The sequence below is a fragment of the Streptomyces hazeniae genome, assembly GCF_031845485.1.
Lineage (GTDB): Bacteria > Actinomycetota > Actinomycetes > Streptomycetales > Streptomycetaceae > Streptomyces > Streptomyces hazeniae.
Window position 1 is genome coordinate 86,542 of record NZ_JAVREQ010000025.1, and the last position, 8,589, is coordinate 95,130.

The window sequence follows — 8,589 nt, forward strand, 5'->3', positions numbered from 1 at the left end:
CCCCGTTCCCTCGCGGGGTGCCTACCGGGCTTCGACGCCGTCCACGTAGGTGGCGACCACGTCGATGTCGCCGATGCGCGAGGTGTCGACCCGGTGGGGATCGTCCCCGAGCACGACCATGTCGGCGCGCTTGCCGGGGGAGAGGCTGCCCGCGCGGTCCTCCCAGCGGCAGGCGTACGCGCCGGCGACCGTGTAGGCGTACAGGGCCTCGTGGACGGTGAGGCCCTCGTTGGGACCGACCGACCGCCCCGAGAGCGTGGCGCGTTCGACCATGAACTGGACGGCCCGGAGCGGTGATCCGTCGGTGACCGGCCGGTCCGAGCTGCCGACGACCCGGACCCCGTGGTCGAGGAATCCCCGGCCCCGGTACAGCCACGGGGCGCGCCGCTCTCCCATCACGGCCGCGTAGTCGTCGCCGAAGTAGCGCAGGAAGTTCGGCTGGATCACGGCATGGACGTCGAGGCGCGCGAACCGCGGGAGCTGGTCGGGGCGGATCAGCCCGGCGTGCTCGATGCGGTGGCGCGCATCGGGGCGCGGACGGCGGCTCTGCGCCGTCTCCAGGGCGTTCAGCGCCAGGTCGGCGGCGCGGTCGCCGATCGCGTGGACGGCGAGCTGCCAGCCGGCGAGATGCCCGTCCACGATGAGGTCGAAGAGGCGGTCGGGGTCGTCCTGGAACTGCCCGTCGTGGTCGGAACCCTCGTAGGGGGCGGTGAGCGCGGCCGTGCGGGCCATCATGCCGCCGTCGGTGTAGACCTTGAGCGCGCCCAGGGACAGCCAGTCGTCGCCCAAGCCGGTGCGCACACCGAGGTCCATGGCACGCGGGATGCCGTCGTCGGGGTGCGCGGCCAGCGGCCGCAGCGTGTCGGCCGCCGCCATCAGCTGGACCCGCAGCGGCAGCCGCCCCTGCTCCCGCAGCAGCTGGTAGGCGCCGAACTCCACGGGGCTGTGACCGAGCAGGCCACCGCCGATGCCCGCCTCGGCGCACGCGGTGATGCCCTCGGCGCGGCAGGTGCGGCCCGCGTGCTCGATCGCGTCGGCGATCTCCTCCTGCGAGTAGGGGAGGCGCAGGCGGCGCGCGGCGGCCATGGCGCTCTCCGCCAGGAAGCCGTCCTGGTGGGGCACCTCGGCCGGCAGCAGGTCCAGGACGGCGCTGTTGACCACGCAGGCGTGCCCGGAGTCGTGCATCAGGAACACCTTGTGTCCCCGGCTGACCCGGTCCAGTTCCCCCGCGGTCAGGTGCCGGCCGAGGGAGCGCTGGTCGTATCCGGCGACCTCCACCCAGGCACCGGATGCGCGCGTGCGGGAGACGGCCTCCGCCGCGTCCGCCACGACGGCGAGCACGTCCTCGACCCGCTCGCACGGTGCGACGTTCGGCGTGCTCGCCCTCCGTCCGGCCCACGCCAGGTGGACGTGGCTGTCGATGAACCCGGGGAGCACCGTGGCACCCTGCAGGTCGACCACCTCGCGTGCGGGCAGCGCGGTGACCGCTTCGTCGAGGCCCACGATCCGGCCCTGCCAGACGCCGAGGTCGTGCGCGACGGGACGGGCCGGATCCATGGTGAGGAACCGTGCGTTGGTCAGCCTCGTGCAGAGCATCAGGGCTGCAGGGCGACCAGGCCGGCCGGGCGCATGTCGGTCCAGTGCTCCTCGACGTACGCCTGGCACGCGTCGCGGGACTCCTCGCCGAAGACGGTGCGCCATCCGGCGGGCACCTCGGCGAAGGAGGGCCACATCGAGTGCTGGCCCTCGTCGTTGACGAGGACCAGGAAGCGGCCCTGCGGGTCCTCGAACGGGTTCGTGCTCATGTGTGTCGTGACTCCTCGAGTGCGGTGTCGTTCCTCGGCGCCGGACAGAGCCCGGGCACAGCCTACCGGGCGGAGCCGACCTCGTCGGCGACGTTGCGCGCCTCGTCGTCGGCGGACTTCACCTCTGCGGCGAGGAGCGAGTCGAGGATCTCACCGACACGGACAGCCGTGTTGGACAGCAGGGACGACGTGATGCCGTGGGTGTGCTCGGTGCCGCCCTGAAGGTAGATGCCGCAGCGCAACGCGTCCTCGGTGGCGATGCGGTAGTCGCGGTCGACGCGGACACGGCCGTGCTCGTCCCGGCGGCAGAGGTCGCCGACTTCGCCGAGGACGCCGAGCGGATCCGCGGGCCGGTAGCCGGTGGCGCAGACGACGACGTCCGCCTCCAGCGCGGTCTCCTCACCGGTGACCAGGGAGGTGACGGTCGCGCGCACGCCGCCCGGCCCCTCCTCGACCCCGAGGAGCCGGGACACGTTGAGGAAGCGCAGGCGCTCGGCGCCGAGGACCTTCTCCCGGTACGCCTGCCGGTACAGGTCGCTGATGAGGTCGACGTCGACCACCGAGTAGTTCGTGTTCCCGTGGTAGTCCATCAGCTTGCGCTTGACGGGGTCGGGAGCGGCGAAGTAGTCGTCCACCGCGCCGGGGTCGAAGATGCGGTTGGCGAAGCTGCTGTCGTCGGCGGGGCTGTAGCCGTAGCGGGAGAAGACCGCGCAGACCTCGGCCTCGGGGAAGCGGCGGTGGAGGTAGGCCACGTTCTCGGCGGCGCTCTGCCCCGCGCCGACCACGACGAAGCGGGACGGCCGGCGGCCGTCGAGCTCGTCCACCCGGCCCAGCAGTTCCGAGTTGTGCCAGATCCGCTCGCTGCGGGCGACGCCGTCGGGCATCTGTGGCCGCAGGCCGGTGCCGAGTACCAGGTTGCGTGCCCGGTGGACCACCACGTCCGGCCCCGAACGGGCCGTCACGTCCAGGTACTGCACCGTGCCGTCGCGCACGACGGGCTCGACGGACACGACCTCGTGGCCGTAGGAGACCATGTCGTCGACCTTCGCCGCGGCCCACTCCAGGTACTCGTGGAACTCGACGCGCAGCGGGAACATCGTCTTCTGGTTGAGGAAGTCGATCAGCCGCCCCTTGCTCTGCAGGAAGCACAGGAAGCTGTACTCGCTCGCCGGGTTCCGGAGCGTCACCAGGTCCTTGAGGTAGGACACCTGCATGGTGGCGTCGTCGATCAGCATGCCGCGGTGCCAGCCGAAGCGCGGCTGGCGCTCGAAGAAGTGGGAGGTGACCGCCTCCGTCCTGCCGACGCGCGCGTTGTGCTCGCTGAGCGCAAGGGCCATGGCCACGTTGGACGGCCCGAAGCCGACGCCAATGAGGTCGTGGATCACAGGTGCGTCACCAGGAAGAACCTGAGACATGTCACTCCCATCGTGCGGGACAGCCGCCGGTCAGGCGTGGGGAACGGGGCGCTCAGGGCACGCCGGTTGACAGGCGGCCGAGCGAACTTAGGTAAAGCTAACCTGATCTGACCCCCGTGTCGACGGGGCGAAGCGGACTATTGGGGCGTCACGTGGTAAACGGCCCTGGTTCGGGGGCGCGTTGCACCCTAAGGTAAGCCTTGCTTTACTTGTCGACCGTTTGCATCGCTCTTCGAGGAGGAACCTCTATGCGGGTCGTCATGTTCGGCTATCAGACCTGGGGCCACCGCACGCTGCAAGCGCTCCTGGACTCCGAGCACGACGTCGTGACGGTCGTGACGCACCCCAAGAGCGAACACGCCTACGAGAAGATCTGGAGCGACTCGGTCGCCGACCTGGCCGAGGAACACGGCATCCCGACGATCATCCGCAACCGGCCCGACGACGACGAGCTGTTCGCGCGCCTCGAGGACGCGGCCCCGGACATCATCGTGGCCAACAACTGGCGCACGTGGATACCCCCGCGCATCTACACCCTGCCCCGCCACGGCACACTCAACGTCCACGACTCGCTGCTGCCCAAGTACGCCGGCTTCTCGCCGCTGATCTGGGCGCTCATCAACGGCGAGCCGGAAGTCGGCGTCACCGCCCACATGATGGACGAGCAGCTCGACGCCGGTGACATCGTCCTCCAGCGCGCCGTGACCGTCGAACCGGCCGACACGGCCACGGACCTGTTCCACAAGACCGTCGACCTCATCGCCCCCGTCACGACCGGCGCCCTCGACCTCATCGCCTCCGGACAGGCCGAGTTCACCAAGCAGGACCGCTCCCGGGCCACCTTCTTCCACAAGCGTGCCGAGGAGGACATCCGCATCGACTGGAACTGGCCCGCCGCCGATCTCGAGCGCCTCGTCCGCGCCCAGTCCGCCCCCTACCCGGCGGCGTTCACCTTCCACCGGGGACAGCGCCTCGAAGTCGTCTCCGCCGTCGTCTCCGAGGGGCGCTACGGCGGCACTCCCGGCCGCATCTTCTACCGCGAGGGCGAGGGCGTGGTGATCGTCGCGGGCGCGGACGCCCGCACCGGCCGCAACCACGGCCTCGCCGTCACCCGCGTGCGGACCGCGGACGGCCGGGAACTGCCCGCGACCGAGTACTTCACCTCCATGGGCGGCTACCTGACCAGCCGCGCCTGAGTACGGCGGCACCCACGCACCGCGTCGTCCGTCCGCCCACCCCACCCGAGGGGGCGGACGGACGGCACGGGCGACGCGCGCCCTACCCCTTCTCCCGCCGCACGGCCCAGGCCGCCGCGTATCCGCCGGCCGGCGCCTCCAGGTCGGTGACACGCCAGCCCCCGAGTTCGGCGGGCTCACCGCCCGCGCCGACGCACGTCACCGACGGGTCCTCGACGAGTCCCGTACCGGTCGCCTTCAGGTACGCCTCCTTGCGGGTCCAGCAGCGGGCGAACGCCTCCGGCCGCTCCCCGGCGGGCAGTGCGGCGAGCTCCGCACGCTCACGGGGGTGCAGGAACGAGGTCATCTCCGCCACCGCCCCGGCGTCGGGCACCTCTTCCACATCGACCCCGACGGGAACCCCCGCGAAGCCCAGCAGCACCAGGTCCCCGGCGTGTGAGAGCGAGAAGTGCACCCCCGGTTCCCGCACGACGGGCCGGCCGTGCGGGCCCCCGCAGCCGGCGCACGGCTCGCGCAGCACCTCCACCTCGGCGGGCGCGACGTTCAGCGCGCCGCCCAGCAGCCGCCGCAGCGCGAGGTGCGCCACGACGTAGCGGTCGCGGTCCTCCTGCCGGACGAGAGCGGCGACCCGCGCGCGCTCCTGCGCGTCCAGCACCTCCGGCACCCCCGTGAGCACGGGGGCGTGCTCGGAGACGCGCACCAGCCACAGCGACACGGAGGCGGGCGAAGCCCCCCACAGCGGAGAAGGTGCGGCTCGCTCGGGGGACAGCCAGGCGACGGCGGGTGACGGGGAGGACATCGTGCGATCGTACGACCGGGTCCCTCCGTCGACGCGCGCGGGTGAGAGGGAAGCGAGCGGGCAGCCGGCGCGGTCGCCCGGCCCCCGGCCGGACTCCGGCAGACGACGGGCGCAGACACGAGCGCCCCGCCGCCCCCGCGCCTGCGGTGCCGACTGCCCGTCGACCACAGTGCGCTCCGGGGCCGCGGGGGCGCAACGCAATTTCCGGCGGGGCCGCCTCAGCCCTGGGCCGGCACCTCGTGCTCGCCGACGATGTGCGCCCGGCCGATCGCCTTGAAGCGCAGGTTGAAGCCGACCACGGCCGGACTCGCGTCCGCGTCCGCCCCCAGCTTCTCGTCCTCCACCGCGTACACGGTGAACACGTACCGGTGCGGGCCGTCGCCGGGCGGCGGGTTGGCGCCGCCGAAGTCCCGCGTGCCGTAGTCGTTCCGCACGTGCACCGCGCCCTCGGGGAGACCCTTCATGTCGCCGGTCCCCGCCCCCGCGGGCAGTTCGGTGACGTCCGCCGGAATGTCGAACACCGTCCAGTGCCAGAAACCGCTGCCGGTCGGTGCGTCCGGGTCGAAGCAGGTGACGGCGAAGCTGCTCGTCCCTTCCGGGAAACCCTCCCAGCGCAGATGGGGAGAGACGTTGCCCCCGGAGTACACCTGATCGGCCTTCAGCCGCCGCCCTTCCGACACGTCGTCACTCGTCACGGTGAACGAGGCCACCGGCGGGTGATGGTCGTGCGGGAGCGGACGCCGCTTCTGCTCGGTCACGTCGAGATCCTCCTCATCGAGCGAATCGCTGCATCGGCCAGCCTAACGAGCGGACGAGCCGCAGGCTGACAGCATGTGCGGGTGCTACGAAAGTGCTCGGCGGCTCCCCACCGCCCGGTGGGCGCGATCCGCCGCGACCCCCTCTACCAGTAGGACAACCTCACAACGGTGGTGCAACAGTGACCAGCTCCGCACAACTGCCTGAACTGCCCGAGGGCGGCCTGAGCGGCCTCTTCGACGGAACCGTGCCGCCGGGCGTGTACCGCACCGCATCGGTGGGCCCGGACGTAATCCTCCAGGCACAGGCGGAGGACTGGTACGCCGCCGTGGTGGACCTCGACGGAGTGACGGACCGCGCCGGCTTCCTCGCCCGCTGCGCCGACGGCCTGGAACTCGACGGGCCGCTGGACGGCGACTGGGACGCCCTGGCCGACCGGCTCACGGATCTGTCGTGGCTGGGCGAACCCCGCGGCTACCTGATCCTTGCGAGCGGCTGGCCCGAGTTCCAGTACGCCGCCCCGCAGGAGGCCGACAGCGCCGCCGGGGTCATGGGCGCGGCCGCCGGCTACTGGGCCGTCCGGGAGTCCCCGCTGGCCGCACTCCTGGGGTGAACGCACGAAGGGGGCCGCCCCGCGGGACGGCCCCCTCCTCCACGTGCCGCGGCGGCGTCACGTGCCGCGGAGGCTCCGCTCAGAACCAGTTGCGCTTGCCCCCGACCTCGGACAGCCACTGGTTGAGGTAGGCCGTCCAGTCGGTCTGCTGGAAGTTCGCCAGGTCCACCTGGAAGGCGCGGTAGGAGTCGCCGCCCTCGTTGAACAGGCCCGGCTTCTTGTCCATCTCCAGCACGACGTCCATCTCGCGGTGGTCCGCCACGAAGCTCAGCTCCACCGCGTTCAGGCCGCGGTACTGCTCCGGCGCGAAGAACTCGATCTCCTGGTAGAAGGGCAGCCGCTGCCGGGTGCCGCGGATGTGACCGCGCTCCATGTCGGCGCTCTTGAAGCGGAAGCCCAGCCCGCCGAAGGCGTCCAGGACGGCCTGCTGGGCGGGCAGCGGGTGGACGTTCACGGGGTCGAGGTCGCCGGAGTCCACGGCGCGCGCGATCTCCAGCTCCGTGACCACGCCGATGTGCATGCCGGTCAGGTGCCGGCCCATGAACATGGTGATCGGCGCCTCCCACGGCACCTCGAGGCTGAAGGGCACCGCGTGGACCGCACCGGGCTGCACCTCGAAGGCGCCGCCCAGGCGCTGCTTGTTGAACTCGATGTTCTGCTTGTACTCGGTGTCCTGGCCCTCGACCTCGACCTGTGCCTGGAAACCGACGGACAGGCCCTCGATCTGCTGCTCCACGGACCCGCCCTGGATGCGGACCTCACCCTGCACGACGCCACCCGGCACGACGTTCGGCTCGGTGAGCACCGTCTCGACCGAAGCGCCTCCCGCGCCGATGCTGGCCATCAGCTTCTTGAAGCCCATGTTCGTCCTCTCCGGGAACGTTTCCCCGTCCCCCGTGTGTGTGCGTGACGCTCGTCAGGTACGAACGCGGCGGGGACGGCGACGGTTCCAGACGTCCGGCAACCGTCCAGTAGCCTCCGACGCATGACTGACGGCCGCGACGGTACGCCACGTACGCCCGACCCGGAGACGCCCCTGCCGCGGTCCTTCTTCGACCGGCCCGTGCTGGAGGTCGCGCCCGCCCTCCTCGGCCGCACCCTCGTACGCCGCACCTCCCGGGGGCCCGTCACCGTGCGCCTGACCGAGGTGGAGGCGTACGCGGGGGAGCGCGACCCGGGCTCGCACGCCTACCGGGGCCGGACCCGTCGCAACGCCTCCATGTTCGGCCCCGGCGGGCACGCCTACGTTTACTTCATCTACGGGATGTGGTGGAACCTCAACCTGGTCTGCGGCCCCGAGGGGAGCGCGGCCGGGGTGCTGCTGCGCGGGGGAGAGATCCTCACGGGGCACGAGCAGGCCCGCGAACGGCGCCCGGCGGCCCGCACCGACGCCGAACTGGCTAAGGGACCGGCCCGCCTGGCGACCTCCCTGGACGTCGACAAGGCCCTGGACGGAACCGACGTGTGCAGCGCCGACCCCGCCGCACCGCTCGCCGTCCACGCGGGACGGCCCGCCGACCCGGCCTCGGTCACGACGGGGCCGCGGACCGGTGTGGGAGGGGACGGAGCGGCGCACCCCTGGCGTTTCTGGATCGCCGGGGACCGGACCGTGAGTCCCTACCGTGCCCACCAACCCCGTCGGCGCAAGCGGCGACTTGACGCCGCGACGCCGGACGCCTAACGTTGACCGAGTCGCTGAAGCGAGCGGCCCGCTGCGCGACCGCAAGGTCGCGCGAAGGGTGCCCCCTCGGCGGCTACACCACTATCTACGATTCCCCACCGGGGTTCATCGGCGTGCCGGTAAACCGACGGAATGGCTCGATTTTGAGCCGGACGGGAAATCCGCTAACGTAGTGAACACACCGAAGGGAAGCGCCCGGAGGAGCCTGTGAAAGGGTTCCGATGGAAGCGTCCGTTCCTTGAGAACTCAACAGCGTGCCAAAAGTCAACGCCAGATATGTTGATACCCCGTCCCCCTGTTTTGTGGGGGCGTGGTTCCTTTGAA

At 71.5% G+C, this 8,589-nt stretch carries 9 protein-coding genes; 3 read left to right on the plus strand and 6 right to left on the minus strand.

From position 1 onward, the window contains the following. Positions 1 to 21: 21 nt before the first annotated feature. The 3 genes from RM572_RS23570 to RM572_RS23580 all read right to left on the minus strand — a co-directional run bounded on the left by RM572_RS23570 (position 22) and on the right by RM572_RS23580 (position 3,220). A complete protein-coding gene (locus RM572_RS23570; protein WP_311675413.1) occupies positions 22 to 1,596 on the minus strand; it encodes an amidohydrolase in 1,575 nt (524 codons plus the stop codon). After that, on the minus strand, positions 1,596 to 1,805 hold the full coding sequence (locus tag RM572_RS23575) for an MbtH family protein (protein WP_136184786.1): 210 nt from the start codon (positions 1,803 to 1,805) through the stop codon (positions 1,596 to 1,598). Before RM572_RS23575 ends, RM572_RS23570 begins: the two co-directional genes overlap by 1 nt. Positions 1,806 to 1,867: 62 nt before the next feature. Beyond that, complete coding sequence (locus RM572_RS23580; protein WP_311675414.1) at positions 1,868 to 3,220, minus strand: lysine N(6)-hydroxylase/L-ornithine N(5)-oxygenase family protein; 1,353 nt, start codon at positions 3,218 to 3,220, stop codon at positions 1,868 to 1,870. 248 nt (positions 3,221 to 3,468) lie between these two features. Here RM572_RS23580 and RM572_RS23585 point away from each other — a divergent pair, with 248 nt between their 5' ends. Next, positions 3,469 to 4,416 (plus strand): methionyl-tRNA formyltransferase, encoded by a 948-nt coding sequence (locus tag RM572_RS23585; RefSeq protein WP_311675415.1) that lies wholly within the window; start codon positions 3,469 to 3,471, stop codon positions 4,414 to 4,416. Between the two features lie 82 nt (positions 4,417 to 4,498). Here the strand turns inward: RM572_RS23585 and RM572_RS23590 are convergent, their stop codons facing one another. Together RM572_RS23590 and RM572_RS23595 are read right to left on the minus strand one after the other, a co-directional pair. After that, positions 4,499 to 5,215 carry a 4'-phosphopantetheinyl transferase family protein gene (locus RM572_RS23590; protein ID WP_311675416.1) on the minus strand — a complete coding sequence of 239 codons (717 nt, stop codon included), beginning with the start codon at positions 5,213 to 5,215 and terminating at the stop codon, positions 4,499 to 4,501. A 218-nt stretch (positions 5,216 to 5,433) separates the two neighbouring features. After that, positions 5,434 to 5,973: a YbhB/YbcL family Raf kinase inhibitor-like protein gene (locus RM572_RS23595; RefSeq protein ID WP_311675417.1), complete on the minus strand. Its 540-nt coding sequence runs from the start codon at positions 5,971 to 5,973 to the stop codon at positions 5,434 to 5,436. A 179-nt stretch (positions 5,974 to 6,152) separates the two neighbouring features. Here RM572_RS23595 and RM572_RS23600 point away from each other — a divergent pair, with 179 nt between their 5' ends. Further along, the gene (locus tag RM572_RS23600) at positions 6,153 to 6,584 is read left to right on the plus strand and encodes a barstar family protein (protein WP_311675418.1); all 432 of its coding nucleotides are present in this window, start codon (positions 6,153 to 6,155) and stop codon (positions 6,582 to 6,584) included. A gap of 79 nt (positions 6,585 to 6,663) precedes the next feature. On the opposite strand, the gene RM572_RS23605 is transcribed toward RM572_RS23600, so the two are convergent. Next, complete coding sequence (locus RM572_RS23605; RefSeq protein ID WP_311675419.1) at positions 6,664 to 7,446, minus strand: sporulation protein; 783 nt, start codon at positions 7,444 to 7,446, stop codon at positions 6,664 to 6,666. A 123-nt stretch (positions 7,447 to 7,569) separates the two neighbouring features. Here RM572_RS23605 and RM572_RS23610 point away from each other — a divergent pair, with 123 nt between their 5' ends. Beyond that, entirely contained in the window at positions 7,570 to 8,265 is a 696-nt protein-coding gene (locus tag RM572_RS23610; protein ID WP_311675420.1) for a DNA-3-methyladenine glycosylase, read from the plus strand. Positions 8,266 to 8,589 lie beyond the last annotated feature (324 nt).

What these genes read in the sequence shown, in the direction of transcription:
- RM572_RS23570 (WP_311675413.1), bottom strand. Translation starts at nt 1,596, where the DNA reads ATGCTCTGCACGAGGCTGACCAACGCACGGTTCCTCACCATGGATCCG.
- RM572_RS23575 (WP_136184786.1), bottom strand. Translation starts at nt 1,805, where the DNA reads ATGAGCACGAACCCGTTCGAGGACCCGCAGGGCCGCTTCCTGGTCCTC.
- RM572_RS23580 (WP_311675414.1), bottom strand. Translation starts at nt 3,220, where the DNA reads ATGTCTCAGGTTCTTCCTGGTGACGCACCTGTGATCCACGACCTCATT.
- RM572_RS23585 (WP_311675415.1), top strand. Translation starts at nt 3,469, where the DNA reads ATGCGGGTCGTCATGTTCGGCTATCAGACCTGGGGCCACCGCACGCTG.
- RM572_RS23590 (WP_311675416.1), bottom strand. Translation starts at nt 5,215, where the DNA reads ATGTCCTCCCCGTCACCCGCCGTCGCCTGGCTGTCCCCCGAGCGAGCC.
- RM572_RS23605 (WP_311675419.1), bottom strand. Translation starts at nt 7,446, where the DNA reads ATGGGCTTCAAGAAGCTGATGGCCAGCATCGGCGCGGGAGGCGCTTCG.
- RM572_RS23610 (WP_311675420.1), top strand. Translation starts at nt 7,570, where the DNA reads ATGACTGACGGCCGCGACGGTACGCCACGTACGCCCGACCCGGAGACG.